This is a genomic window from 'Nostoc azollae' 0708 (assembly GCF_000196515.1).
GTDB classification, from domain to species: Bacteria; Cyanobacteriota; Cyanobacteriia; order Cyanobacteriales; family Nostocaceae; genus Trichormus_B; species Trichormus_B azollae.
In genome coordinates this window covers 2,725,487-2,750,662 of record NC_014248.1, presented here as the reverse complement: position 1 = coordinate 2,750,662, position 25,176 = coordinate 2,725,487, and the positions used below count along the sequence as shown (strand labels likewise).

The following is a 25,176-nucleotide window of genomic DNA, read 5'->3' as shown; positions in this document are numbered from 1 at the left end:
TATTAATATGACAGGTTTATTTAACAGTGCAAATCTTTTCGTTTTGCCTTTTTGGGCATTAATGATTTTATTACCGAACTGGAAAGTTACTCGCAAGGTAATGGAATCTTATCAACCTTTTGTGGTTTTAGGTGCTGCTTATGTGTATTTATTTGTCACCAGCATTACCCCAGAAAATGCTGCAGCTTTATCAAATCCTCAATTAGCGGATATAGCTAAGTTTTTTAGTAATGAAACAGCCGCTGCTACAGGTTGGATTCATTTTCTCGTAATGGATTTATTTGTTGGTCGGTGGATATATTGGGAAGGACAAAAAACAGGGATTTGGACAATTCATTCTTTGGCTTTATGTTTGTTTTCAGGTCCAATAGGTATACTCTCTCATATTTTCACTTCTTGTATTTTTAAAGCCTTTTCTAAAGGTTGTGAAGGTTTGACACCAGAAGGAAAAGCTGCTGTTAATTAAATTTAGATAGGGGTAAAGCATTGCCCTTTACCCCTAAAATATCTAATGACTTATGCCATCTGGGCTATTCTATAGTTGGCATCTAGCCAGCAGCGTGGTAATTCTTCACCGGATGGAAATACTAACTGTTCTTTTTTATAGAGGTCTGTTTCCTGTTCTTCTTCTCCTTCTTGGTCTTTGGCGTGGATAATGTCTCGATTTGGATCTATCAATTCTTGGAGATCCATAATTCTCACTAAATCGCTGCTATTTTTGAGTTGTAAAAACATATACAAAACCCTCCATTTATTATTTGGTCTGGTGTTAATGTGTGTTTTTTAACCGCAGAGGTACGCGGAGGTAAACGTGGAGGAAGAGGGAGGAGAAGTTAGAATTATCTTTGGTATTTTTCGAGAATATCTACTAGGTTTACTTGGCATTGCAGAGGTAGTAAATCAATTAATGCTAGTTCTTTTCTACCACCACCAATTTTGACGGGAATAGATTCTAATATTTGAATGACTCGGTTTTCGTTGACTTTTCTGTCGGTAATCAAAGGATACAATTTTTCTGCCACTACATTATGAAGTTTGGCATCAGCTAGATATAAATGCCACTTAGCTATATCTATATAGATATTTTCGCCAATTTCTGCTGCTAGGGCTTCTAGTAATTCTGTGGTATTAGTTTTAGCCATAACCCTATATTTAAGTGAGAATGGAACTTTTAGCTTACTCCATTTTATCTGTTAATTGGGTAATTTGTCTCTACTCCCACAGGTTAAAATTGCCCTAGCTTGAGTAATCTCTCTTCAGGTTGATTTAGGTGGTGTTTGGTCGTAATTAGCGATTGCACCAATATAAATTAGATGCAACAATATTACTCCTACCCAGCCTAGAGTTAATGGTGTTAACCATTCCCAAGATGTGGTTTTCAAGATGTGGAAAAACCATAACCCAGAATTGACAGTAGCAGCAACAGCTACATGGAAGGCAAAATTCATGCGGTCATCTAATTTGCGGAAATCTGGATCTTTGCGATCTGGTTTGCGAGGCCAACGAGGAGGCATAAATAATTAATATTTGTGAATTTCTTACAGATGTTAATACACTTTACCCATTTTAAGGTTTTTTGGGTCAACTCCTGCCGGGAATTAAAATAATTCGTAATTTCACGAAAAATACACAAAAACTCTCCATTTCCTAGTCTGCGGAGATACAAATTTAGTATCGGCGGAATAAGTAGGGGTAAGAGAAAAAAAGAAAAAGTTGAGGGTGGGACACAGGGCGTTATAAAATATGAGACATGAGGCAAAAAATTTTAGCAAAAGACTTATCACAAACAGAGTTGCTCCAAAGCATTGAGCGAAAAGGAATTGCAGAGAAATCCATGGGTCAGAAAGTAGAGATATGACTGAATCTAATAGAGCAGTTACAATCAGAAGTTAAAGAATTACGGGCAGAAAATTAAGGGTTAAGAGATGAAAACAACTGATTGAAGGGAGAAAAGGGTCAGCCAGAGATAAAAGCCAAGAATCAAAAAGGCTTCACAAGCAATCACTCATCGGAGAAAGAGCGACAAACGCCAAAAAAGGACAACAAAGGCAGTAAGAAGGCTTGGACTAAAATAGACAGAGAAGAAATACTAGAATATCCCCAAGAATTACTGCCAGCAGAGGCGCAGTTCAAAGGGTATGAAGAAGTAATCATCCAAGACATCATCCTGGCAACCGATAACGTACTATTCCGGAAAGAGAAATACTACTCACTATGAGAAGGAAAAACCTATTTGGCAGAACCTCCTTGGGGTTATGAGGGAGAATTCGGTCTAGGAATAAAAACCTTGATTATCAGCTTGTACTATGGGGGCAACATGACCCAAGGCAAGTTGTTAGAGTTCTTAGAGGATATTGACTTGCTGGAGCATTTTCAACTACCAACTAAATGGAAAAATGCTCTCCAAGTATTACCTCAAGAAACTGTGTTGAGTGAGGCAGAGTTTCATACCCTACTGGATACACATCTGCCTAAACTGGGTTCACAAAAACGGACTCGGATTATGGAAGCAGCAGTGCATTTCTAAGGTTGGGAATATTCCCTGTTTGGCGACTATTGTTTACGAAAAATCTGCTCTCAACCCTTTTGGTTGCTCATGGATGCCTGAATAACTTCTTCCCCCGAAGTATTCAGGGGATACCAAATTTATCTGCGTCCATCTGCGTTCATCTGCTGTTAATTCCTTGTTCCTGTCACTAAACTGATCTGAAAATTTCTACCTCAGTAGAAAATAAATTAGCGTAAGCAGACTCTATTGTGTGCAGTAACTTTAAAATGTCGTATGGTTTAGTTACCCAATGGGAAATACCCAAAGATAAAACTAAATCTTCTGGATAGCCATAAGCAGTAGGGAATACAATAGCTAAATTGATGCCTTGTTTTTGAAGATATTGGTAAACTTCAACTCCTGTGATTTCTGGCATTCTATTATCTAGAATTAATAAATGTAGTCGATACTTAACTACTTTTTATAAAGCTTCTTTACCATCTTTTGCTTCTATGATATCCCAGCCTTATTCATGCAGCAGAAAGGAGAGCATTTCTCGAGTATCATCATCATCATCTGCAATTACCAATTGGCGCTTTTTAAAATCTTGATTATTCATAAATATTTACTTGGTTATGGGTAGAGAAAAAATATCAGTTATTGGTTCTGATTTAGAAGTATTTAATCCGGGAATAGATGTAAAACTGACTTGTGCAAATTCAGAATAGGGCATTTTCTCAACTGTAACTTTCACTGTTCCACCTTTACCTGGTCTTTCAAAAGAGTTGATAAAACAGTGTAGCAGCTTAGGTAACAGAGTTCTGATATCTGCAAGTTACTGAAATTGGATCTGGCCATTAAGTAAGAATTTCTACTTTCCGAATAGTAGCTTTACTTGCTAAAAGGTCTACTAAATCGCCCAAACTATCAGTAAGTGATAGAGGTTGAATTAAACCGATTTCTAATGATGCAAAATTGAGCCAAATTTTGGCACGATGACGGAATATTTGAATAGATTGTTCTGGTTGTTGCAGTAATTTCATTGCATAATCCAAACGCTTAACAGCATAATCCAAACGTTTAATACCTACCATCCGGGAGCTAATCTTCAGTTTTAAAAGTGCGGCTTGATGCTCTTGGATAATATCTTGACGCAGTTCTTCTAATGGCTGATAATCATCAACAGTTGATGTTGACACACGGCGAATCTGTTTTTCTAAATTCCCAATCAATAATTCTGCTTCAATACCGTGGGATGCACACAACAATATTTCTTTCAACCTTTGTCCAGCATCAGGACGACGGACGGAGATACTTAATATACCTACAATTTCGCGGTTTTCGTCCTGCAGGGGAATTCCTTGACAAGTGAAGGGATGAAATCCTTGAATAAAATGCTCTGCAGCTACAATTTCTACATAATCTTCTTCAGCTAAGGAAGTCCCGATACCATTGGCACCAGCGACAGCTTCTGATAGCAGGGAACCCTGACTAGGAAATGATTCGGAAGCTTGTACGGTTTACATCTAGTAGAATAGCTTGGCGATCAGTCAACATCACTGCATGACGATCTGTCCCAGCTGCCTGTGATAGTGTTCGGAAGTAAGGCGCAGCTACATTAATCAGATTACTCTGTTGCGCTACTAAACGTTCAGTCTCTAAGCTGGACAGTTTCTCTGCTTGCAGCGCGAGGTTATTAGCCCCTTGCAAATGCGATCTTTCCCAAGGAGGATAGATTTCTGAGCGCAACATCTCAGCACAAATTCCACCTGTTCCTGTGTATATACGTCCTGCTTCTACTGCATTATTTCCCTGATCGGACATAGCTTTAACATCTCGTGGTTGAAAAATATCACTTAAAACTTACGCTTTGATAGCAAAAATCAATGGTTTCAGCAGGGTGTAGGATGTAAGAGAAGAAAAAGAAAGTATTGGGAAATTGTCAAGGTAATTCTTCTGTTTCCCTCTTATTCTTTCTCTACTCGTTTCACCGCACCTTGTTCAAACAAATAATTCCGGTGCATAAATACTGTCATTTATCATGTTTATTTTATTTGTTTGTATCATGTCTCAACAGCTATGACAATCCTGGTTAACCAGCGATTCTTTTTAAAGTCCTGCCAAAAAAGCCGAGAAAAAGAGAGAAAGTATCACATTTCACCCACAAATTTTTACATCAATCAAGTGGATGAATTTTTATGCTCTTTAATTAAGATTTATTCATCTTTTTGATAGAGGGAGTTAATCAGTCCACTTGTCAAGATGGTAATGATATTGAGCGGTGGATGAAAATGACTAAAGCAAACCCAGTTGAACTCCAAAAACATTTGAATGGTGTTGACTATCCTGCCACTAAATAAAGAAGAATTGATTGAAACAGCTAGAGAACAAGGAGCAGATAAAAAACTGATCTCATTACTAGAACAATTACCAGACAATGAAGAATATGAACATCGTGCTGAACTTAACAAAGCTATAGGTGAGATTTAGTAGGTCAGGTAATGGGTAATGGTTTATTTCTTCAACAATCACCAATTAGCCTACCTAAAATCGTAAGAATTCAGGAGTCAGAATGTTTGAGAAATTGGTTAATTATCAAATAGGTATTTTTGGCGTTAGCCTGAAAAAGCTGATTGCTGTTCGCATAGCGTGCCGTTAGGCATTAGCTGAATGCTTACCTAAAATCTAAAATCTATCATTCAAAATCGGTATAATCTCCAGATTTACCACCAGTCTTACTTACTAAACTAATTGATTCAATTTGAATAGATTTCTCTAAAGCTTGGGCCATATCCTACAAAGTCAGAGCCCCAAGAGAAACTACCGTTAAAGCTTCCATCTCCACACCAGTTTCCGCTTTAGTTTTCACCGTGGCATGAATTTGATAACCAGGTAGTTGCTTATCTGGCTTGATATCAACTGTAATTTTTTGCAAAGGCAAGGGATGACAGAGAGGAATTAAATTGGCGGTCTGTTTAGCAGCCATAATCCCCCCTAACCTAGCAGTCGCTAAAGCATCCCCTTTAGGAGCATTTCCCGCTTCAATAGCCGCGAAGGTTTCTGGCAGCATCCGCACTCTAGCAGTAGCCACAGCTTCCCGCACAGTGGCAACTTTACCAGACACATCAACCATTTGCGCCTCTCCCTGGGGGTCGAGATGAGTCAGTTGAGAAGAATTTGAAAAAATATCTTGCGTCATTTGGGAAGTATGTGTTATCATAGGCTTGGTTAAGGGCGTGTAGCTCAGTGGACTAGAGCACGTGGCTACGGACTACGGTGTCGGGGGTTCGAATCCCTCCTCGCCCGTTCAAGAACAATAATAATAAATAAATTGCACAAACTCTGTAATCGGGTTTGTGCAATTTATTTTTCAGGAGTCTGGCTATTGCCACGCTTCTCTATCAGGAGTCAGGAGGAAAAAATTTCTCTTCTAACCAATGCCCAGTGCCCAATGCCCATGCCCTGCCCTGCCTTCATTCTCTTTTTAAGGCATAAACATCTTCACCACGACCAAAGGCAAAGCGGAGAGACTTGGGTAAATTTTGACTCGACTGGGTCACAAAAATCAGAATTCCTAGAACAGTTAAACCGGTGGCAAAACCAAACGTACTGCGATAGCCGATTTGTTCAGCAACAAAACCCACAACTGGTCCGGCTATAGTCAGTCCAACATCAAATCCCATTAAAGATACACCAAATATCCGCCCCCGTTCGTGGGGTAAGGCTCTATCTGTCATCATTGCAGAAATCATGGGAATAGCAGTACCAGAAGCTGCACCTTCAATAACGGCTCCTACTAAGAAAATAAAGGCGTTGTTGGCTTGCCAAATAAATACCAATGCCAGAGTATAAGCAACTAGGCTGAAAGTTACAAATAAACCGCGTCCATATTTATCAGAAGCTCTACCAGCAAACAATCTAATACTAAAACTAGATATAGCAGCTGCGGTAAAAAACAACCCGGCATTTAAATGTATTCCGGTTGATTTAATATACAAGGCGATAAAAGTATGTACCGTACCTAATGACAAACCAATCAGTAGCAGCACAATTGCAGGTACACGCACACGAGGACTGATGAGTAATTGCCAAAATCCATCATCAGTGGTGTTTACGGGTTTTTCAACTACTGCTGGATTGACTATGGGCAGGATACATATTAAGCCCAAACTACCTAAAACAGCAGAGGCAATAAATAATGGTGTGTAACCAGCGACTGCCTGTAAATATCCACCTAAAGCTGGACCTAGTGCCACACCGATAGGATTAACTAAACTCATATAGCCAATAACTTCTCCGCGACGGTGTTCTGGTGATAAATCTCCCACCAAGGCGATGTAAGCTGTACCAAAGGCGGCAATACTGATGCCATGAAAGGCACGAATTACCATTAAAGCTAGAAGTGATTTTACTACTAAATAACCCAAGGGTGTGATCGCAGCCACTGCCATCCCAATCAGCAACACAATCTTTCTACCCCGATGGTCTGCCAACATTCCTAGTTGGGGGCGGAATATTAACATCCCAATGGCAAAGCTACCCATAACAACACCAATTTGTTGCTTGCTTGCCCCAAGAGACTCAATATATAAAGGTAAAGTCGGCAACAACGAAGCTAAACTTGACCAGAATAATAAACCCGCTGCAAATAATATCAGCAGGTTGCGCCGCAGATTAGCGTCAAAAGTATCAAAAGCTTTCACGGCAGATGAAATTTTAATGTTAAGTAATTTGTCTTTCTATTGTTACCTTACTTAACATTTTTCGCCACTACTTCCCGCACCCGATATATCGGCCTTCCCTGAGATTCATGATAAGTACGCATTAACAATTCTGCCAAAAGACCGAAGCAAAATAACTGCACACCTGTTACAAGCAACAAAACTGCCAAAATTAGCAAAGGACGATTACCTATATTCGCATGGAAAAACAACTTTACGAAAGTTAAGTAAATTCCTATTCCTCCCCCAGAAACCATAGACAATAACCCTAACAAACCAAAAACGTGCATAGGACGGGTGAGGAACTTTTTCATAAATAGAATAGTTAACAAATCCATCAACACCCGGAAAGTCCGAGAAATTCCATACTTACTCTTGCCAAAGCGCCGCGCATGATGACGCACAGGCAATTCTGTAATTCTTGCGCCTTCAATATATGCCAAAGCTGGTAAAAAACGGTGTAATTCGCCATAAAGATTCATATCTGCAACTAATTCGCTACGATAGGCTTTTAGAGAACAACCATAGTCGTGAATATAAACGCTAGTAGTGCGACGAATTAACCAATTAGCAATTTTAGAAGGAAGCAACCGATTTACTGCCCCATCTTGGCGATTTTGCCGCCAACCACTCACCAAATCATAACCTTCATCCAACTTTGCCAATAACATGGGAATATCAGCCGGATCATTTTGCAAATCAGCGTCTAAGGTAACAATTGCTTTCCCCGTCGCATAATTAAAACCAGCAGACATGGCCGCAGTTTGTCCGTAATTACGCCGCAAAATCACAGCTTTTAAATCAGTGCGAATTTGTGCCTGTTCCTTGAGAAATTCCGGCGAACAATCAGTAGAACCATCATCCACACAGATAATTTCATAACTTACCTCAATAGCAATCAAAATAGAAGAAATTGCTTCTAGTAATAAAGGCAAGCTTTCGACCTCATCTTTTACGGGTACAACTACGGATACATCTGGTAATTGATGATTGGTGATTGGTAATTGGTAATTGGTCATTGCTGATTAGTGATCGCTGATAGTTAATTTCACATTGTAGGGTGGGTTAGGACTTGATATAGATCCCCGACTTCCGTAAGAAGTCGGGGATCTGGGTAATTAAGAATTACCAACATAGCTTCTTACAACTCTACCAGCACCGCGCAATTGTTTATAGTAAGACTGACTGACTTTATCACCTTGTTCTGAAAGTTGATCAATTCCTATTCCGTTATGTCCTTGTTCTTTTCCTGAACTGTGAATATAAAAACCATCACCTAAATACAAACCCACGTGGGTGGCTTTTTGGCGAGTGCCAAAAAAGATTAAATCACCTGCTTGTAATTCATTAATATCAATTGGTTGAGTAAAAGCTTCTTGTTGATAAGCATCTCTCGGCAACCAAACACCCACGGATACAAAGGCTCTTTGTATTAAACCAGAACAATCATAATTTGGTCCGACTGTTCCACCCCACAGGTAATAATTTGTTTGCTGCATCGCTTGTTGGGTAAATGCGATTACCTCTGGTAGCAGTTTTTTAATGTCTAATTCTGAAAAAAATGCAGCGTCGTAGGGTACAGTAGCAGGTTGTAATAGGAACAAATCATTAACAGCAACCCACCCTGGATAATCATCTTCACATAGATAAACTTCAACTGCTGCATCTTGATGATTTGATGTTATCCGTAAATTGCGTCCAGCAGCAGCTTGAGTTGCCAAGCCGACACATTCAGGAGAATCATATAAATTGATGTCAGCTATACACTGGTATTCTTCCAATTTTGGATTACTCATCTTTTAGTGAAATAATTGATTTATAAAAAATTGAGTATCGCCGCATATAGCATATTTATTTGTGATTTTGGCTATTCTTTCCCTTGTACTGCAGTGTTGGGTTGCTGTGACTGGGCGATCTGAATTAACAATCTCAATGCCTCATTCACTACTTCATCATTGGGAAAAGCTTGGGTCATATTGGTATCTAAAAGTACTAGAGTTGTTCCTCTACGATATCGCTCAACATATTTGCCTCTAAGAGGGTGTTTGAAAACTTTTTCGCGTGGTATCCAGCACTAGTATATGCTCCGAAATCCCCCTTAAAAAGAGGAACTTTGAGGATCTTTCCCCCCCTTAGAAAGGGAGCTAGGGGGTATCTCAAGATTTTTGATACATAACATAATCAAGGAGTGTTAAAACATCCTCTAACACCTCCCTGCATTTGAGAGACGTCATACTCAGGATGTAGTTCTCAATTCCCTTCTTCATAAAACTTTCTCTCCAGTTGGGTGGCTTTTGGAGCAGAGATAATTCTCATCTTGTCTCCTCAATCAGTGTGGGCAACAACTAAAATTTTTCCAAATCTGGATATGCCAATAATAACGTAGCGACTTTCCCCAATGGAGTGGTCAGGATGAGGAAAACTGGGAAAACTGATAGATAAGGGGTCATTAAAAATTGTTGCGGCTTCTTGGAAGGAAACACCATGCTTATCAAAGTTTAACTCCGCTTTGTTTGGATTCCACTTAAATTCCATGGACAATTCCGTTTAGAGTAAGCCACAAAATAAATGATCCTGTCTTGTCATGCTGTATCCTTTAGGGACACTGCGTAAATGCGGAGTGTGTTATAAGCCATATGTAGTAAAATGTATTAAACTAGAAGTAAGCATATTAGAGAGTCTTCACTACACTTCGTTCCGTATGGCTTACGCCACGCTGCGGTAACAGAATGACATTGGGTATTTCTTTTTGTGGCGTTCTCTTATGTACTTAGTTTAGGGTAGATATTGCTGTCAATCCTGATTCAGAAACCACCCGTGACATCATCACACAACAGCTTATCCTCCTCTTTCAAACCCACATTAGGATTCTGCAAATAATACTTCAACCAATCACAACCATCCACAAGTCATCAGTCTAAATTCCGCACAGGCCACACACAACCGCGCTGTTTTGTCATTGGATGCGGTAGCGATAGTTTGCCGTCGGGGCTGAAACTCGCACTATTGACTGTATCCTGATGTCCTTTAAATTGGTTGCGTTCTTTGATATCGTCGAGGATATTATTTAATGTTTGGCAATTACCCTGATTATGAAAATCTAAATTATTTCATTGGTGTTGATTATTCATCACCTAAATTTTGGTGATTCTTGTAAAATGGGATTAATATCAAACCAAGATCCATGTTCATTGATATATTAGACCTCTTGCAAAATTGTTTCTGTAGTATGATAAAGGGGTTTAGATTTTAGATATTTTTGGTGTTCTTTGCGATCTCTAATTTAGATATAACCATGTAACTCTAACTTTTGGCTAAAACAAGGCAAAACCCTTAGTTTAACATAAAATTAATTCTGCAAGAGGTCTATTAAAAAACCAACAGATCCGGAATTAATATATTCTAGTTTTCATGACCTGTAATATTTTTGGTTTTTGACAATTCCTTTAATAATTGCCAGGTAGGATCATCAGGTGCAAGGCGGTTAATAGTAAGTTTTAATTCTTCAATAATCATTGCGCCACGCACTTGAGAAAAATCAATAAAATATTGTCTATCTTCAGCTTTCCCCACGACCAGCGTCTTAGAAAGGTTGCAAATCTGAAAAAACCTTGTTAAATCCAGTTTCATGGTTGGTAAATTGCCTGAAAATCGCCTGATAATAATAGCTACCTCGTAATTAGATAGGTAATGCTAGGATTAAGCGATAAAATAGAGTCATAATCAATTAAAATACAGGTAATTTAAAGATTTTTGCACATTTGATCAGACAGGGATACCCAACACGACAAGAGTTAGACTGATTTGGTTACTCATATCTTGCACCTCTCCGTACAAACCCAGGCAACCTAAAAATATGGGCGATAAGACCACCTTATTTTTATTGGTTTTTATCGGTAAATCAAGGGTTTTGGTAAAATACTGTATAATTTAGTTCCATCAATTTTTCTTGGTGCAAGATGTGAGGTTATACAGTGTAAATCCGGAATCGCTTACCATAAGGATATTTTTGACAAATGGTTTTTTCTAAAAAAGACGAACAACTAGAACATCTCGGTAATGAAATTTTAGAGGTAATTTGGTCTAATTTTGCAAGTTTAAACCGTGACCAAATTGCTTTAACTTGGGTGGTGTATGATCCTCCTGTTCGTGTTAATACAGGTGGTGCTTTGACTCCTGATGCTTTTTGGAATCATCCTGTACGAGGATTTAGTTATCGTGGTGGAGAACGCATCTATCCCGCTAGTGTAGTGAAGTTGTTTTATTTAGTAACGGTTCACGAATGGCTAGAAAAAGGTATGAGTAATACTTCCAAGGAATTGGAACGAGCCTTGGGTGATATGATTATTAATTCTAGTAATGATGCTACCAGTTTAATTGTTGATATTCTCAGCGGTACTACTTCTGGTCCAGAGTTACCCACTGGCCCTTTTGAAACTTGGAAATATCAACGCAATATTATTAACCGCTATTATCAGTCCTTGGGTTGGGAAGAAATGGGGACTATTAACGTCTGTCAAAAAACCTGGGGTGATGGTCCCTATGGACGGGAAAGAGCATTTTATGGAGAGATGTTTGAAAATCGGAATATGCTGACTGCCAATGCTACTGCTAGGTTATTGCATAGTATCGTGGGTGGGGTTGCGGTTTCAAGTGGGCGATCGCAATCCATGATGTGTTTACTCAAACGCAGTATTAAAACTGATGAGTTACCCAAATATGTCGAGGAAGACCAGGTTACAGGCTTTCTAGGCGGTGGATTACCCCGAAATAGTCAAATTTGGTCAAAAGCTGGTTGGACAAGTTCAGTGCGTCATGATGCGGCTTATATTGAATTACCAGACCAGCGTCCTTACTTGTTAGTAGTATTTACGGAAGGGAAAGAACAAGCTAAAAGTCGGGAAATTTTACCCTTTGTCTCCAGAAAAATTGCCGAAGCTGTAAGCAATTTATAAACATTATTTAAGTGGTGCGTTAAGGACAGTTAACGCATCCCACAACATTTATTAATCCGGCAAAGCTTGCAACCAAACCTGCAAATCAGCCAAACTGGTAAAATCTAACAATGCTTCGCTCAAATCTTCCAGCACAGGTAATGGTAAAGCAGAAATTGACGCGCGTGTTTCGACCGATAATTCTCCAAATTGCTTAGTCAATAGTCGGATAACCAGATTAATTGTTGCTTGTTCTACTCCTTCTTCGCATCCTTCTTACCGTTTTTCTTCTTTAATTTCTCGATAAACTCGCGATTCTTTGAGTTTAATCCCTAGCATAGATTCTACCTCCCTGTGGCTGAGTTGTTCAAACTGGTACACCATTGTCCTCATGATCATCTCTATTATGGCGGGACTTGATGGCTCTGGTATTTCTGCACTGGTTCTGGTTAACAAATACCTTACTGCTTCTGGTGCTTGACTTTCTTCTAAGGTAGTGAGTACCAACCATCAATGCTATCCATACAGGTAATTGCCGAATATCTCCCAATTCTTCTAAATATAGGATGTACTTGATTACCATTGAGTAAGCTACGATGAGGATAAATATCGCTTTGTTCTGTCTTGCGAGATGGATAAATTAACACTGCTTGCCAATGGCTAAATCTAGCACGGTTGCGGTAAAAATATAGTGAAGATTCGACAAATACTCTTTCATAAAGCTGCTCATCTTTTCGTCAGGATTCAGGTCTAAGGAAGAGGGATTAAAGAAGGTGTATGGAAAGCAGAGTGAACCATGGCTTTAATAGGTTGGTCAAAAAACTCAATTAGAGAAAGTGCTTGATGGCGACAAGTTTGTATAACCGTCAATAAATTGGCAGGATGTTGGAATAGCTCCAGAGAAAGAGAACCACCACAGACTTTTCCTTGTATCAGTGCTAAACCTAAGCTTGGTTCAGCTAAATTATGATCAAGGTCTATTGCCTAAGGAAGGTAAAAGTTTACCAGGTTCCCCTGGGGCTTGATCAATGAATGAATGGAAGATTCAACTTTTGGTTGAAACTAGGATGGGCAAGTCAAGAATTCATGAAGGTTTTGGGTTTGTTGGAATAAAGGGTAGTTTTTAAAACCTTCATCTATGAGGTCCATGAATTTTGTGCCAATTTCTTGGTGATTGAAGCCAGGAATCTTGATTAGTGTCTTGAAGTGACGGGGTAGGGTAGATGTGCCTGACATTTCTGTTGAGCTGTGACCGCATAACCGTTATAGGCAGTAAAGTCATCAGAACTGAGTACACCAGAGTAACTTGAACCCACAATGGATTCTAATTCGGTAGGACAAGGAGTATCAGACCCATAAAATCAAGGGAAGTCACTATTGGCAAAAATCCATAACCATTGTTTCACCCCTTTGACTACCCAGGGTGTTTCATCCCCAAGGATATGAGGCTAGGTTTGTTTTATCCAGTGTTTGAGGCTATGAATACTTTGAGCCACTGGACCATCTATTCCTTCATTGGTACCTACTAATGTTCCCACTCCAATTTCTATTTGACCCAGTTCCCACAACAACAAGTGTTGTTTTTCATAGGCTCAATGGCCCTAGTTATTGATCCATCCCAAAAAAGCTTGTCCTGTGATTCCTATATCTTGTCCCGGTACTATCTCTGGTGACCAGTGTGCCCTTTCTGTTTCCCCACACACACTGCAAATCCACGTATATCTTTCATATTCTACTATTTGGATTGGACTGTCCACCAACTCCCCTACTTGTTGTGTTTGGATTTTTATTGGTTCGCCAAAGAATTGCCCCTGACCTCACCATCCACACACTTGCCGTCCCACTATCTCAAATCTATTCTATCTACTCCACCAAACCCCTTTCTCATTTTTTCCCTATGCCCTGGTTGTCCTCTTGGTTTCCGCTTTCGTGTCTGGTTTTCTTCTGGTTTCTCTTCTTGTTTGTTCTCGGTTTCTTTGAGGATGTCTCCCGACGGTGGTTTGGATCATGTTATGGTATCTAAATCTCTACTGACTTTGAGTTTCTCTATTTCTTTTTCCAGTTCTACTACTCTATTTGTTAGCTTCTCTATACTTTCGCTCTGGTCAATAATGATTTATTTCTACCAGTTGCTCTGTTCCTAGCTGCTTCAATATGTCTCTGTCTATTTTTGGTCCCAGCTTCTTTTCCATAACTGCTATATTCTGCCTCTCCTATCACACTTGTCAATACCCCACCACCTGAATCCTTACATCTTTTTGAAACTACACCTCGTAGAAATATACTACTCCTGCACCTTCGGTTTCCAGTGGTAAAAATACTCCGTCAATTTCAAATTTGGGTTCTTTGACAGCTACGGAATCAAATCGGTAAGGATCCGGATTTGTTGGCAGATTTGTCAATAGTTTAAATAACAGAGAAGCAGAGAAGGAGATTGTTGAAATAGTTTGTAAAAGATTGAATTTCGACGCATAAATAACTTTACTTTTGCAACCTGGAACAACTTTAGTCACATATCTCTTTATAATGGGTTTTTGTATCACCAAATATTTTGAGGTTAAAAATTTGTAAAATTTATTATTTAAAATTTAACCCGCGGATAAATTTCCTGCAAACGAACTTTTACATTTCTTCTATGGAGAAGAACTGACCGCTCAATTCATAAACCTGCAATTGCCAAAGACTATTATTTTCATCTTCCTGTTTATAATACTGCTCAATATAAGGTTCAATTTGACTGACAAGCACATATTCACAAAAACTGGAACCAGAGCGATATTTTCTGAATTTATCCCCACGATCATGACCTTCGGTGGAAGGTGAAAGAACTTCAACAATCAGTAAAGGATTGAGAATTTCATCAGTGCGATGCGATCACTATTAAATTCTGGGTCACCATTAATCACAAGAACATCAGCATAAGTTCCATAATTAAAGTTAGGAATCCAGATTCTTAAGTCCCCATTATAAGTTTAAAAGTTAGTATCGCGGAGCGATAACTTGAGAAAAGTTGTGATATTTACAGTAAAACGGCTGTGAACTTCTGAACCTCCCGGCATAATAATAATTTCTCCATTACGGTATTCGTGACGTTCTTCGGCGGTTTCTTCCATCTCTCGATACTCATCTGGAGTAAAGTGAGTGTCACTTCTGAAGTAATAATCGGCGGGTTGGTATTAGCAATAACCACCATCTCACCTCATCAATAATGAAACCTGAAACTATTATGACTATACGCATTCAGCAATCAAATATCAGCAGTCAGCTTTTTCAGGCTAACGCCAAAAATACCTATTTGATAATTAACCAATTTCTCAAACATTCTGACTCCTGACTCCTGAATTCTTACTTATGAGTTACAGCAACGATCAGCATTTTATGTCCTGTGTATATCTACACAAGGCTCACCATGACAATGATTAACTTCCACAGATACATGAGCAAGAGATGGGATATCTTTTAGTAGGTTTTTATAATATTCTGATGTTTGTGGGTAATGAGTAACCAAAGAAATTGTAGCTGCTAAATGATGCTGACCCACATACCAAATATGTAAGTCTGTAACTCGATTATCAGCGTCTTCTTCAATGGCATTGACAACAGCTAACTTTGTTTGTTTATCAATTGCTCCATCTAGCAAAATTAAACCAGTATGATGCACCAATCCATAAGACCATTTGGCAATCACAGCTGCACCAATAAATCCCATAGCCGCATCGATCCAAACCCAACCCAGAAACTTACCAGCGAATAAAGCTATAATGGCAAAAATAGAAGTTAGTGCATCTGCTAAAACGTGGACGTAAGCAGCACGAAGGTTATGGTCATGATGATTGTGATCATCTTCATGTTCATGGTGATGATGATCTTGCAATAAAAAAGCACTGGTTACATTGACAACTAAACCAATAACAGCAACACGAATTGCTTCGTTAAACAGAATAGTGTGCGGCTGAAAAAAACGACCTAGTGATTCAAGTCCCATCACAAAAGCGATGACAGCAAGTGCTACAGCACTAGCAAACCCTCCCAGTACGCTAACTTTTCCTGTGCCGAAGGTATATTGAGGATTACTGGCGTTACTTCGTGCATATTGATAGGCAAAAATCGTAACTCCAAACGCTGCAACATGGGTTGTCATGTGCCAACCATCAGCAAGCAAAGCCATTGAACCAAAAATTGTTCCAGCGACAATTTCTACAACCATGGTTAATGCTGTTAGCAGCATGACTATTTTGGTATTTCTTTCTGCATGATTTTGGTCAACAGAAAAATCGTGAGAATGATGCCATTGTTCAAGCGTATGGATATGCACGGAACTTTCTACACTCCTTTCGTCAATATATTCAAGATTACAGCCATCTTTTCAAATTTTGTGCATAATTATTCTAGCTAAAATCTTCAATGATCTTAATCATGAGTGCTATCGCCCAGCGTGTAGGATGGGTAAAAGAACAAAACCCATCATCTACAAGCATTAAAGCCATTCTACTCACCCTGGTAAATCCAAAGCAATCAACAAAGCCTGCGCCAAATGTGTCAATACAGCTTCAGAAAGCACTCCTCTCAAACGCAAAAAGCGGGTTTTAGACAATACCCGCACCTGATCTGCCATTGCGATCGAGTCTTTCTTGAGTCCTCCATCTGGTGCTAAAATTAAGACTTGAGTGGGGTAAACTCGCTTCCCATCTTGATAAGTGGTACAAGGTACTGCTAAAACTACCGGGCTAGATACATTAATCACGTCACGACTGACAATAATTACGGGGCGAGTTCCTCCCTGTTCTGAACCTTCAGTCATCTCCAGACGGGCATCATACACTTCACCCCGTTTCATCTTGGAATTTCCCCTAACTGCAACGCCTCCCATTGCGCTGGCGCAAATTCAGCCTCCATCTTTAAGACTTCTACTTGATAATCTGGATCCCTTGCCATTTCTGCCAAAGCAGTATCAATTTCGGCTCTTTTTTGGGCTGCTAACTCCCGCTTTAAAGCCTGGACAACAAAATCATTTCGACTCTTGGCTTTCCCTTCCAGCACTGCCTTATCTGTAGCTTCCAGCAGTTCTTTCGGGATAGTTAGCGTCGTGCGAATGGTTTCTGCCTTCATAGCGCGTTCATCGTGTGATGTCTGAAGTGATGACTTATATGATATCGTTTCAGGCACCAAATAGTAAGTAAAAGATGAACTCTAAAGAAATACAGGTGACAGGTGACAGGTGACAGGTGACAGGTGACAGGTGACAGGTGACAGGTGACAGAAAGAAATTTACCCATTACCCATTACCCATTAGCAATTAAAGTATATTCAAGACCTTTCTCAATAATATTTGGTCTTCTAATTTGGGTTTAAGACGGCCACTTTCCACATCACGAATCCAGCTTTGGCTTTTACCAGTGAGTTTTGCTAGTTCTCTTTGGGAAAGATCGATACTTTTTCGTGCTTGTATAACCTGTTCTGCTAATAAATCATCTGTGCTTTTGATGATTTTTTTACTCCTAATGGCACGCCGCTTTTTTTTCTCTGCTTCTGAACTTTGTTGTTCCCATTCTGGAGGAAGTTCAAAAGATGAAATCCGCGCATTCATCAGCAACTTCCATTTACCACGAGGTCCGCTATCTGTAAGTCGAGTATGACCACTACCATCATTAATCCAAAATTCCAAGGCTTCATGTGGATCTTCGGGAATATCGACTAATTTAGCCCACAAAGGTTGAATTTCTCGCGGGTAAGTAATTGGGTCAAAAATTGCTTTGACTCCATAATGATTGAGAACTTCCAAATCATTTTCAAATGTTCGCAAGAGGCGCTTACGTTCATCTCTTTGTCTAGCGGCTAGGTGAATTTTTTCCTCACCATAAGCAACACGTAATAAGGTAGGAACTGTGATGCGTTGTTCTCTACCCATTTTGGTTTTAAATAATAACCATAACATCAGTCTGACAGCACCTTCATGTTGCTGCCAAAGACTCATAACTGTAGTTAACAGCGTTTTTGGAAGACTACCATATTGATAGAATCGACTGCGTTCTTTACAGCCTTGTTTATTTAAGAAATGTTGCGCCCAGATGCCAGCTTTAATTTTAAATGTCAGGCCAATCAGATATTTGCACCCCTGATCATCTTCTTGAAAATGGTGCTGTATATCTGTTAAATGCCACAAACGACTATCTAAAACAGAAAATCCGGGAACTCTACCCCTTTGAGGCCAGTCAATAGAAACAATCAGTGAACAACCTTGCTGGACGATGTTTTTGATTAGACATAGCTTGGCAACTTTATTGAGGTCTTTGCGTTTTTCTAACCCCAAATATTTTTCAATTTGGCGTTCATCAATCGCAAATTCCTGATCCCAAGGTTGTTCTAAGGTTGTAGCATGGGCGGCAAAAATCAGATGAATACAAGCAGCCCGAATATCGAGACTTTCGATTGCTTGTAAATCTTTAGCCAGGTTGCTAACTTGAAATGGGTCTTGGATGTGAAAGGAAATTGCACCCCGACCTTGATTAACTTGTCGGCTATAATGTAAATTACCTTCTGCGTCTGTCTCCCAATTTAATGATTTACGTTGCGCTAGTAGATTGCAAGCTTCCCAAATAACTATTGCCGAAGCAAAAGGGTTATTCTTGCCATTAGAAAATAAATCAGGACTGGTAGGTTCTCGCGCTTCAACTTTGCATCTGCCTTTTTTAGCTTGCCAAGGTATGGGAGAATTGCTTGGACAGGCAATTACACATTGCGGTTCTGGATAATAACCCTCACAATTGTTACACAGACAAGGATCAATCCAATATTTATCATTTTCAATTTTGATTGCACCCGTAGGACATTGGGGGCGGCAGTTATCACATCCATCGCAATTTTTGTTAGGAATTGTATAAGGCATAAGGCTTCTTCCTACTCTAATTGCTGAGATGTTTGGCTCAATTCTACCCTCGATGTCTCCTCTTGATTCATAACTTGCTACCAAATTATCTCCATGAGAAGAAAAGTTTTTCTCGCCTCACTTATCAGTTATCAGTTATCAGTTATCAGTTATCAGTTATCAGTTATCAGTCATCAGTTCTAAGTAGTTTGTTTTTCCTAACTTCTGCGTTGGAGTTTCCTGCTTACTGACTTCTGAGTTCTCGATTTTGTTGTATTATCTGTCACTGATTTCAGATCCTGAAAATTAGGGCTTCATTGCTTCTTTATTAACTATACATTTCATAAAGAGCTTGCTAAGTTTGTTCAGAATAAGCTTAGGACAATTTCTTAATATTTGTATTGTATATTGACCGAAGATACTGGGTGAAAGTGTTTTTAAATAACATCTAACTAATGTCAAACTGTTCTAATTTAGTATTTAATTGTCTTGACAACTAATATAAATTTGTGTCTCGTTATAAACGTTACATTTTTTCGAAATTAAGCTCTTTGTCCTACACTGAGTTAATGCCAAAATATAACTTTTACTCTCATGGGATTTGTATAGATGCTTGCATAAAAAATAACTAAAACTTAGTTTGTATCTACAAATACGGTTAAAGTAGATTTTATATCCAAATTTTAAATATTATATTTGCAAAATAATATCAAGGGAGAAGTTATTACTTAAGTCAATAAATCATTGAGCTAATGCCTTATATAGGACTGCTTATGAAGATGTATCTCAATTTTATTTAATAAGAATTAATAGCATTTATTATTTTCAATAACCTCGAACCAATTGACACTATTTAGCAAGTCAGTAAAATTTGATAAAAAAGTTAATTTTTCTCATCAAAACTCCAAAATATTAGGCTATTATTAGGATTAAATCACCAACTAAGTTGTAAGCGAAATTGCTGAGGATAGATTCATGGCAACATTAACAGGCGTAACATTTGGCGGTAAGACTTGGACACCTAAATTTGCCCAAGCAATTGATAAAGATAAATGTATCGGTTGTGGCAGATGTATTAAAGTATGCGGTCAAAGTGTTTTAGATTTGAAAGCATTGAACGAAGAGGGTGAATTTGTAGAAGATGAAGATGATGAAGAAATTGAACGGAAGGTAATGTCAGTTGAACATCCAGAAAACTGCATTGGTTGTGAAGCTTGTTCTAGAATTTGTCCCAAAAACTGTTATTCTCATACAACATCAGATAACTAAGATGTAAGAATTTAGGAGTCAGGATTCAGGAGTCAGGAGTCAGAATGTTTGAAAAATTGGTTAATTATCAAATAGGTATTTTTGGTATTAGCCTGAAAAAGCTGACTGCTAATGGCTCATGGCTAAATGCTTACACTAAGATTTTTGGGAATTAGCTACATTGTTTAATTCCGTAAATACCCTAAAGAAGGTAATTAGAGGGGAATACTTCATTCTTATTATAAGTGGATAAAAGTTCAGGCTAAACAAAAATATAAATCATAAATTGTTATTCTTAAACAGAAATAGGTTACAAGATTAATCATTTCTTAAAAAAGTTGGGAATGGGAACATTTTTAGAGGGAAGGTTATGAAAAAATCTGGAAGTTTTACCCATTTTCGGTAAGGTGCAAGTTAGAACGTTAATAAGTGAAAATCAAAAATACCTCTGAAATTGTTCAACCTATTAGCCATGAATATATTATTTGGCTAGGGGTAAATATCAACAGCAGGATGCGATGCACTAAATCAGTGAAAAATTAACAGATTGATAACTAGTCACTGATAACTGATAACTGATAGAGAGCAGGTAGTATGCAAAAAGTTCCTGTATCGTTGTGGACGCTTTTAGCTGGGATGATAATTTCCCCTATTAGCATCTGGATTGGTCAAAATCATCATCTACTTCCAGTACAAGCATCGCAACAAGCGCCTTTGGTAGACGGATTTTTTAATATCATGTTTACCATTGCGATCGCTCTATTTTTAGTAGTAGAAGGAACGATTTTAATTTTCTTGTTTATGTATCGTCGCCGTCCAGGTGACAATAGTGATGGTACGCCCATAAAAGGTAACTTAGCCTTAGAGATTTTTTGGACAGCAGTACCAACTGTCATTGTGGTTGTTTTAGGTATTTACAGCGTAAATATTTATAACCAAATGGGAGGATTAGAACCGGGTAGTCATCCTCATGGCCATGTTGCTCATGTTTCTGGTACGGCGATAGCTGCTAGTATGAGTGATGGTTCTCAATCTTTAGTTACTCCCAATATTGGTATTGGTCGAAGTCCCCAAACTCAAGGTAAACCAGCAGATTTGGTAGTTGATGTCAAAGGGATTCAGTTTGCGTGGTTATTTAACTATCCTCAAACTGGTATTTCTGCTGGAGAACTGCACGTTCCTGTTGGTGCTGATGTGCAACTGAATTTATCAGCAGATGATGTAATTCATTCCTTCTGGGTTCCCCAATTTCGCTTGAAACAAGATGCAATTCCCGGTGTACCGACCGAACTGAGATTCGTGGCTACAAAACCAGGTACATATCCAGTAGTTTGTGCAGAATTGTGTGGTGGCTATCACGGTTCTATGCGATCACAAGTTATTGTCCACACCCAAGGAGATTTTGATAGTTGGTTAACAGAGAATCAGTTAGCACAACAGCAGGGAAAACCTCAAGTTGTAGCTGTTAATCCCGCTGATTTATCCACATCTGAATTTCTTACTCCATACATTAATGATATGGGAGTAGGTGCAGCAACTCTATCTCAAATTGAAAAATAGCAGTGTTCAGTTGACTACTGAACAAATTCGCAAAATAGCTTATGACACAGTTAGAAGTTCCACTAAATACGCCACACATCTCAGATCATAAGGCGTGGAAATTGAAGGACTATTTCACCTTTAATATTGATCACAAAGTAATTGGGATTCAATATTTGGTGACGGCCTTTGCATTTTATTTGATTGGTGGGTTGATGGCGATCGCTATCCGCACCGAGTTAGCAACACCAGAAGCAGACTTCATTGATCCAAATCTGTACAACGCTTTCATGACCAATCATGGGACAATCATGATTTTCCTATGGATTGTTCCCAGTGCAATTGGGGGATTTGGTAATTATCTAGTTCCCTTGATGCTGGGTGCTAGAGATATGGCGTTTCCCAAATTAAATGCGATCGCCTTTTGGTTAAATCCACCCGCAGGATTATTACTGTTACTAAGTTTCATTTTTGGTGGTTCTCAATCTGGTTGGACAGCTTACCCACCTTTAAGCTTAGTCACAGCACCAATCGCGCAAACAATGTGGATTTTGGCGATTGTATTAGTAGGAACTTCCTCAATTTTGGGTTCATTAAACTTTGTCATCACCATTTTGATGATGAAAGTTCCTAGCATGAAATGGGATCAAGTCCCCTTATTTTGCTGGGCAATTTTAGCAACTTCCATACTCGCACTTTTATCTACACCAGTATTAGCAGCAGGTTTAATTCTGCTGTTATTTGATATTAACTTTGGGACTTCCTTCTTCAAACCAGATGCAGGTGGTAACGTCGTTATTTACCAACATTTATTCTGGTTTTATTCCCATCCAGCAGTTTATTTAATGATTCTGCCGATTTTCGGAATTATGTCAGAAGTTATTCCCACCCATGCACGGAAACCTATTTTCGGTTATAAAGCGATCGCCTATTCCAGTGTCGCCATTTGCGTCGTCGGTTTATTCGTCTGGGTACACCATATGTTCACGAGTGGAACACCCGGTTGGATGCGGATGTTCTTCACCATTTCTACCCTCATAGTTGGGGTTCCCACAGGTGTAAAAATCTTCGGTTGGGTTGCAACCCTCTGGGGTGGAAAAATCCGTTTTACCAGCGCCATGTTATTTGCGATCGGCTTATTATCCATGTTCGTCATTGGTGGTTTAAGCGGCGTAACAATGGGAACAGTACCCTTTGACGTTCACGTCCACGACACATATTATGTAGTCGCACATTTCCACTACGTTTTATTTGGCGGTTCCGTTTTTGGTATTTACGCAGGTATCTATCATTGGTTCCCCAAAATGACCGGCAGAATGATGAATGAAACCTGGGGAAGAGTTCACTTTGTTCTCACTTTAATTGGTACCAACTTAACATTCCTACCCATGCACGAATTGGGTTTACAAGGAATGCCTCGCCGAGTTGCCATGTATGATCCCCAATTTATCAGCTTAAACCAGCTTTGCACCATTGGGGCATTCATTTTAGGTATTTCAGTAATTCCCTTCGCTTACAACGCTATTAACAGTTGGAGAAACGGCGAGTTCGCAGGTGATAATCCTTGGGAAAGTTTAACTTTGGAATGGACAACTAGTTCCCCTCCAATTCTTGAAAACTGGGAAGTATTACCCGTTGTCACTCATGGACCCTATGACTATGGTCAGATTCATGATGAATCTTCTTCAGTGACAGAAGCTGTAAGTTAAAACGCAGAAATTGTAGGTTGGGTTGCGCTGTCGCTTAACCCAACCAACCCAACATTTTGGGGGGTTTTCTTCCGTCCGAAAATGTTGAGTTTCCTTAAGTCCGAAAACGTTGGGTTTCCTTACTTCAACCCAACCTACATTTATTAGTAGGTAGGTAAATGAAATGACTGCAATTACAACTAGTGAACATCACGAAGGTGGACAGGAAGCACATCCAGATTTAAGAGTTTGGGGACTGTTAACTTTTTTGGTTTCTGAATCTTTGATGTTTGGTGGATTTTTCGCCACCTATTTGTTTTTTAAAGGTACTACGGCAGTTTGGCCACCAGAAGGAACAGAAGTAGAATTATTTGTACCCACAATTAACACTATCATTCTTGTTTCTAGCAGTTTTGTCATTCACTTCGGTGATATGGCAATTAAAAAAAATAGCGTTAGTTGGATGCGGTTTTGGTATTTTATCACCGCAGTTATGGGTGCTGTATTCCTAGCCGGTCAGGTTTATGAATATATGAACTTGGGTTATAGTCTAACCACCAATGTTTTCGCTAATTGCTTTTATTTGATGACGGGTTTCCACGGGTTGCACGTCTTTATCGGACTGTTGTTAATTTTGGGTGTGTTATGGCGTTCTTTGCGTCATGGTCATTATTCTGCTACCAAACATACAGGCATCGAAATGGCAGAAATTTACTGGCACTTCGTTGATATAATCTGGATTGTTCTATTCACTTTGGTTTACATTCTCAACGCATTTTAAAATGGGTAATGAGTAATTCCCAATGACGAATTACTCACCCTTGCTTCTGGTAAAAAACCTTATTAAAGTAATTTCTCTCTGCGCTTTTGCGTCTGGATCAGGAAATAAAATTAAATGTAATTCACTGAGAATTTTAGTAATTCACATCAGCAATAGCCGCAATTTTGCTATAATCATGATGACTTCAATGTAGTCTGTTACAGCATGATGATTAGCACTGTTGAGCGTTGTTATAGTTTAGATGAATATCGCGCCATTGAAGAAAAAGCTGAAGGGCGCAATGAATATCATGATGGAGAAATCGTACTAATGACTGGATGCTCACTCAACTATACCAGTATAGGTGGTAATATTTTTTCATTTCTAAAATTTCTCCTGGGTAATAGCAACTTTGAGGCAATTAATAGCGATTTGCGGCTATGGATTCCTGAATATAAACGTGGATTATATCCAGATATAATGGTTTTTAAAGGTGAACCGCAACTAAATAAAAATCGCACCGATGAAGTGTTAAATTATATTTAAATTGTGGAAGTATTATCTCCTTCAAAAGCATATTATTACGGCATAAGCAAGTTTATTATGTATCGTTCAATTAGCAGTTGTTGTGAATACTTATTACTTGAACAAGATGAAATTTTTATAGAAAAATATAGTAAGCAATCGCAAGCTTGGTTATTAAGTGATTTTAATAATTTAGAAGAATATATTTTCTTGGAGTTAATTGGAGTTAAATTACCAACATCAGAAATTTATCGCGGTGTTGATTTTGAGTAAACAATCTCACGAGCATGACGAAACTTTGCCTGTATCTGTTCCACAACTGTTTCTAAAGGAACTCCTTCTCCTCTTTCTAATTCTGCTCCTGCTTTATTAAGCTTAACTCTAACATCCTCTACCCATTCTTCATAT

Annotated in this window: 24 protein-coding genes, 1 tRNA gene and 8 pseudogenes; 11 read left to right on the top strand and 22 right to left on the bottom strand. The window is 38.8% G+C overall.

Translation table 11 applies throughout. The annotated features are described in order from the left end of the window. The first annotated feature begins 1 nt into the window (after position 1). The gene (locus AAZO_RS12680) at positions 2 to 466 is read left to right on the top strand and encodes an ABA4-like family protein (protein WP_041640312.1); all 465 of its coding nucleotides are present in this window, start codon (positions 2 to 4) and stop codon (positions 464 to 466) included. Positions 467 to 516: 50 nt separating this feature from the next. On the opposite strand, the gene AAZO_RS12675 is transcribed toward AAZO_RS12680, so the two are convergent. The 3 genes from AAZO_RS12675 to AAZO_RS12665 all read right to left on the bottom strand — a co-directional run bounded on the left by AAZO_RS12675 (position 517) and on the right by AAZO_RS12665 (position 1,514). Further along, positions 517 to 735, bottom strand: a complete 219-nt coding sequence (locus AAZO_RS12675) for a hypothetical protein (protein WP_013191561.1) — start codon at positions 733 to 735, stop codon at positions 517 to 519. Positions 736 to 839: 104 nt separating this feature from the next. Next, positions 840 to 1,142, bottom strand: a complete 303-nt coding sequence (locus AAZO_RS12670) for a DUF3181 family protein (protein WP_013191560.1) — start codon at positions 1,140 to 1,142, stop codon at positions 840 to 842. A 114-nt stretch (positions 1,143 to 1,256) separates the two neighbouring features. Beyond that, complete coding sequence (locus AAZO_RS12665; RefSeq protein ID WP_013191559.1) at positions 1,257 to 1,514, bottom strand: hypothetical protein; 258 nt, start codon at positions 1,512 to 1,514, stop codon at positions 1,257 to 1,259. Positions 1,515 to 1,939: 425 nt separating this feature from the next. Here AAZO_RS12665 and AAZO_RS38180 point away from each other — a divergent pair, with 425 nt between their 5' ends. After that, positions 1,940 to 2,218, top strand: coding sequence for a hypothetical protein (locus AAZO_RS38180; RefSeq protein ID WP_081462777.1), 279 nt, complete (start codon positions 1,940 to 1,942; stop codon positions 2,216 to 2,218). A 15-nt stretch (positions 2,219 to 2,233) separates the two neighbouring features. After that, complete coding sequence (locus AAZO_RS12655; RefSeq protein ID WP_013191558.1) at positions 2,234 to 2,527, top strand: hypothetical protein; 294 nt, start codon at positions 2,234 to 2,236, stop codon at positions 2,525 to 2,527. Positions 2,528 to 2,696: 169 nt separating this feature from the next. On the opposite strand, the pseudogene AAZO_RS42505 reads toward AAZO_RS12655, so the two are convergent. From AAZO_RS42505 to AAZO_RS38170, 3 genes and pseudogenes are all read right to left on the bottom strand, one after another. Continuing rightward, positions 2,697 to 2,948: pseudogene (locus AAZO_RS42505) on the bottom strand (response regulator); the annotation flags it as partial. A gap of 397 nt (positions 2,949 to 3,345) precedes the next feature. Further along, positions 3,346 to 3,768: a hypothetical protein gene (locus AAZO_RS38175; protein ID WP_228371181.1), complete on the bottom strand. Its 423-nt coding sequence runs from the start codon at positions 3,766 to 3,768 to the stop codon at positions 3,346 to 3,348. Between the two features lie 211 nt (positions 3,769 to 3,979). Next, on the bottom strand, positions 3,980 to 4,312 hold the full coding sequence (locus AAZO_RS38170) for a hypothetical protein (RefSeq protein ID WP_228371180.1): 333 nt from the start codon (positions 4,310 to 4,312) through the stop codon (positions 3,980 to 3,982). A gap of 467 nt (positions 4,313 to 4,779) precedes the next feature. Here AAZO_RS38170 and AAZO_RS12640 point away from each other — a divergent pair. Beyond that, a pseudogene (locus AAZO_RS12640) lies at positions 4,780 to 4,978 on the top strand (DUF2795 domain-containing protein). 205 nt (positions 4,979 to 5,183) lie between these two features. Here the strand turns inward: AAZO_RS12640 and moaC are convergent. Beyond that, positions 5,184 to 5,687 (bottom strand): annotated as a pseudogene (gene moaC / locus AAZO_RS12635) (cyclic pyranopterin monophosphate synthase MoaC). A gap of 33 nt (positions 5,688 to 5,720) precedes the next feature. Here moaC and AAZO_RS12630 point away from each other — a divergent pair. Beyond that, positions 5,721 to 5,794 (top strand) — tRNA-Arg (locus AAZO_RS12630). A gap of 167 nt (positions 5,795 to 5,961) precedes the next feature. On the opposite strand, the gene AAZO_RS12625 is transcribed toward AAZO_RS12630, so the two are convergent. From AAZO_RS12625 to AAZO_RS12600, 6 genes and pseudogenes are all read right to left on the bottom strand, one after another. After that, positions 5,962 to 7,191 (bottom strand): MFS transporter, encoded by a 1,230-nt coding sequence (locus AAZO_RS12625; RefSeq protein ID WP_013191554.1) that lies wholly within the window; start codon positions 7,189 to 7,191, stop codon positions 5,962 to 5,964. Between the two features lie 47 nt (positions 7,192 to 7,238). Further along, a complete protein-coding gene (locus tag AAZO_RS12620; protein WP_013191553.1) occupies positions 7,239 to 8,228 on the bottom strand; it encodes a glycosyltransferase family 2 protein in 990 nt (329 codons plus the stop codon). A 99-nt stretch (positions 8,229 to 8,327) separates the two neighbouring features. Then, entirely contained in the window at positions 8,328 to 9,005 is a 678-nt protein-coding gene (locus tag AAZO_RS12615; RefSeq protein WP_013191552.1) for a C40 family peptidase, read from the bottom strand. A 71-nt stretch (positions 9,006 to 9,076) separates the two neighbouring features. Then, a complete protein-coding gene (locus tag AAZO_RS12610; protein ID WP_041640302.1) occupies positions 9,077 to 9,277 on the bottom strand; it encodes a hypothetical protein in 201 nt (66 codons plus the stop codon). A 257-nt stretch (positions 9,278 to 9,534) separates the two neighbouring features. Continuing rightward, complete coding sequence (locus tag AAZO_RS12605) at positions 9,535 to 9,744, bottom strand: BrnT family toxin (RefSeq protein ID WP_228371179.1); 210 nt, start codon at positions 9,742 to 9,744, stop codon at positions 9,535 to 9,537. Between the two features lie 915 nt (positions 9,745 to 10,659). Beyond that, a pseudogene (locus AAZO_RS12600) lies at positions 10,660 to 10,839 on the bottom strand (ATP-binding protein); the annotation flags it as partial. Positions 10,840 to 11,225: 386 nt separating this feature from the next. On the opposite strand from AAZO_RS12600, the gene AAZO_RS12595 reads away from it, so the two are divergent. Next, on the top strand, positions 11,226 to 12,164 hold the full coding sequence (locus tag AAZO_RS12595; protein WP_013191549.1) for a serine hydrolase: 939 nt from the start codon (positions 11,226 to 11,228) through the stop codon (positions 12,162 to 12,164). 51 nt (positions 12,165 to 12,215) lie between these two features. Here AAZO_RS12595 and AAZO_RS12590 read toward each other — a convergent pair. From AAZO_RS12590 to AAZO_RS12555, 9 genes and pseudogenes are all read right to left on the bottom strand, one after another. Continuing rightward, positions 12,216 to 12,880: pseudogene (locus AAZO_RS12590) on the bottom strand (DUF2887 domain-containing protein); the annotation flags it as partial. A gap of 13 nt (positions 12,881 to 12,893) precedes the next feature. Further along, a pseudogene (locus AAZO_RS30240) lies at positions 12,894 to 14,335 on the bottom strand (IS66 family transposase). A gap of 75 nt (positions 14,336 to 14,410) precedes the next feature. Further along, a pseudogene (locus AAZO_RS12580) lies at positions 14,411 to 14,616 on the bottom strand (DUF2887 domain-containing protein); the annotation flags it as partial. A 149-nt stretch (positions 14,617 to 14,765) separates the two neighbouring features. Next, complete coding sequence (locus AAZO_RS41375; protein WP_266889504.1) at positions 14,766 to 14,981, bottom strand: Uma2 family endonuclease; 216 nt, start codon at positions 14,979 to 14,981, stop codon at positions 14,766 to 14,768. A 134-nt stretch (positions 14,982 to 15,115) separates the two neighbouring features. Next, the gene (locus AAZO_RS41370) at positions 15,116 to 15,256 is read right to left on the bottom strand and encodes a Uma2 family endonuclease (RefSeq protein ID WP_266884729.1); all 141 of its coding nucleotides are present in this window, start codon (positions 15,254 to 15,256) and stop codon (positions 15,116 to 15,118) included. Between the two features lie 263 nt (positions 15,257 to 15,519). Beyond that, entirely contained in the window at positions 15,520 to 16,458 is a 939-nt protein-coding gene (gene dmeF / locus AAZO_RS12570) for a CDF family Co(II)/Ni(II) efflux transporter DmeF (protein ID WP_013191548.1), read from the bottom strand. Positions 16,459 to 16,635: 177 nt separating this feature from the next. Further along, the gene (locus tag AAZO_RS12565; RefSeq protein ID WP_013191546.1) at positions 16,636 to 16,980 is read right to left on the bottom strand and encodes a type II toxin-antitoxin system PemK/MazF family toxin; all 345 of its coding nucleotides are present in this window, start codon (positions 16,978 to 16,980) and stop codon (positions 16,636 to 16,638) included. After that, positions 16,977 to 17,252, bottom strand: a complete 276-nt coding sequence (locus AAZO_RS12560) for a ribbon-helix-helix domain-containing protein (protein ID WP_013191545.1) — start codon at positions 17,250 to 17,252, stop codon at positions 16,977 to 16,979. The genes AAZO_RS12565 and AAZO_RS12560 overlap by 4 nt, the downstream gene beginning before the upstream one ends. A 187-nt stretch (positions 17,253 to 17,439) precedes the next feature. After that, positions 17,440 to 19,029 (bottom strand): helix-turn-helix domain-containing protein, encoded by a 1,590-nt coding sequence (locus AAZO_RS12555; protein ID WP_013191544.1) that lies wholly within the window; start codon positions 19,027 to 19,029, stop codon positions 17,440 to 17,442. Positions 19,030 to 19,983: 954 nt separating this feature from the next. Between AAZO_RS12555 and fdxB the strand changes: the two genes are divergently transcribed. From fdxB to AAZO_RS12530, 5 genes and pseudogenes are all read left to right on the top strand, one after another. After that, positions 19,984 to 20,277: a ferredoxin III, nif-specific gene (gene fdxB / locus AAZO_RS12550; protein ID WP_013191543.1), complete on the top strand. Its 294-nt coding sequence runs from the start codon at positions 19,984 to 19,986 to the stop codon at positions 20,275 to 20,277. Positions 20,278 to 20,850: 573 nt separating this feature from the next. Continuing rightward, complete coding sequence (locus AAZO_RS12545; RefSeq protein WP_013191541.1) at positions 20,851 to 21,816, top strand: cytochrome c oxidase subunit II; 966 nt, start codon at positions 20,851 to 20,853, stop codon at positions 21,814 to 21,816. 41 nt (positions 21,817 to 21,857) lie between these two features. Next, entirely contained in the window at positions 21,858 to 23,504 is a 1,647-nt protein-coding gene (gene ctaD, locus AAZO_RS12540; RefSeq protein ID WP_013191540.1) for a cytochrome c oxidase subunit I, read from the top strand. 163 nt (positions 23,505 to 23,667) lie between these two features. Next, positions 23,668 to 24,264 (top strand): cytochrome c oxidase subunit 3, encoded by a 597-nt coding sequence (locus AAZO_RS12535; protein ID WP_013191539.1) that lies wholly within the window; start codon positions 23,668 to 23,670, stop codon positions 24,262 to 24,264. A 204-nt stretch (positions 24,265 to 24,468) separates the two neighbouring features. Then, a pseudogene (locus AAZO_RS12530) lies at positions 24,469 to 25,041 on the top strand (Uma2 family endonuclease). Positions 25,042 to 25,176 lie beyond the last annotated feature (135 nt).

Bases quoted from the DNA above. Each gene is read 5' to 3' on its own strand.
- AAZO_RS12675 (WP_013191561.1), bottom strand. From the start codon at position 735: ATGTTTTTACAACTCAAAAATAGCAGCGATTTAGTGAGAATTATGGAT.
- AAZO_RS12670 (WP_013191560.1), bottom strand. From the start codon at position 1,142: ATGGCTAAAACTAATACCACAGAATTACTAGAAGCCCTAGCAGCAGAA.
- AAZO_RS12665 (WP_013191559.1), bottom strand. From the start codon at position 1,514: ATGCCTCCTCGTTGGCCTCGCAAACCAGATCGCAAAGATCCAGATTTC.
- AAZO_RS38170 (WP_228371180.1), bottom strand. From the start codon at position 4,312: ATGTCCGATCAGGGAAATAATGCAGTAGAAGCAGGACGTATATACACA.
- AAZO_RS12620 (WP_013191553.1), bottom strand. From the start codon at position 8,228: ATGACCAATTACCAATTACCAATCACCAATCATCAATTACCAGATGTA.
- AAZO_RS12615 (WP_013191552.1), bottom strand. From the start codon at position 9,005: ATGAGTAATCCAAAATTGGAAGAATACCAGTGTATAGCTGACATCAAT.
- AAZO_RS12605 (WP_228371179.1), bottom strand. From the start codon at position 9,744: ATGGAATTTAAGTGGAATCCAAACAAAGCGGAGTTAAACTTTGATAAG.
- AAZO_RS12595 (WP_013191549.1), top strand. From the start codon at position 11,226: ATGGTTTTTTCTAAAAAAGACGAACAACTAGAACATCTCGGTAATGAA.
- AAZO_RS41370 (WP_266884729.1), bottom strand. From the start codon at position 15,256: ATGGAAGAAACCGCCGAAGAACGTCACGAATACCGTAATGGAGAAATT.
- AAZO_RS12565 (WP_013191546.1), bottom strand. From the start codon at position 16,980: ATGAAACGGGGTGAAGTGTATGATGCCCGTCTGGAGATGACTGAAGGT.
- AAZO_RS12560 (WP_013191545.1), bottom strand. From the start codon at position 17,252: ATGAAGGCAGAAACCATTCGCACGACGCTAACTATCCCGAAAGAACTG.
- AAZO_RS12555 (WP_013191544.1), bottom strand. From the start codon at position 19,029: ATGCCTTATACAATTCCTAACAAAAATTGCGATGGATGTGATAACTGC.
- fdxB (WP_013191543.1), top strand. From the start codon at position 19,984: ATGGCAACATTAACAGGCGTAACATTTGGCGGTAAGACTTGGACACCT.
- AAZO_RS12545 (WP_013191541.1), top strand. From the start codon at position 20,851: ATGCAAAAAGTTCCTGTATCGTTGTGGACGCTTTTAGCTGGGATGATA.
- ctaD (WP_013191540.1), top strand. From the start codon at position 21,858: ATGACACAGTTAGAAGTTCCACTAAATACGCCACACATCTCAGATCAT.
- AAZO_RS12535 (WP_013191539.1), top strand. From the start codon at position 23,668: ATGACTGCAATTACAACTAGTGAACATCACGAAGGTGGACAGGAAGCA.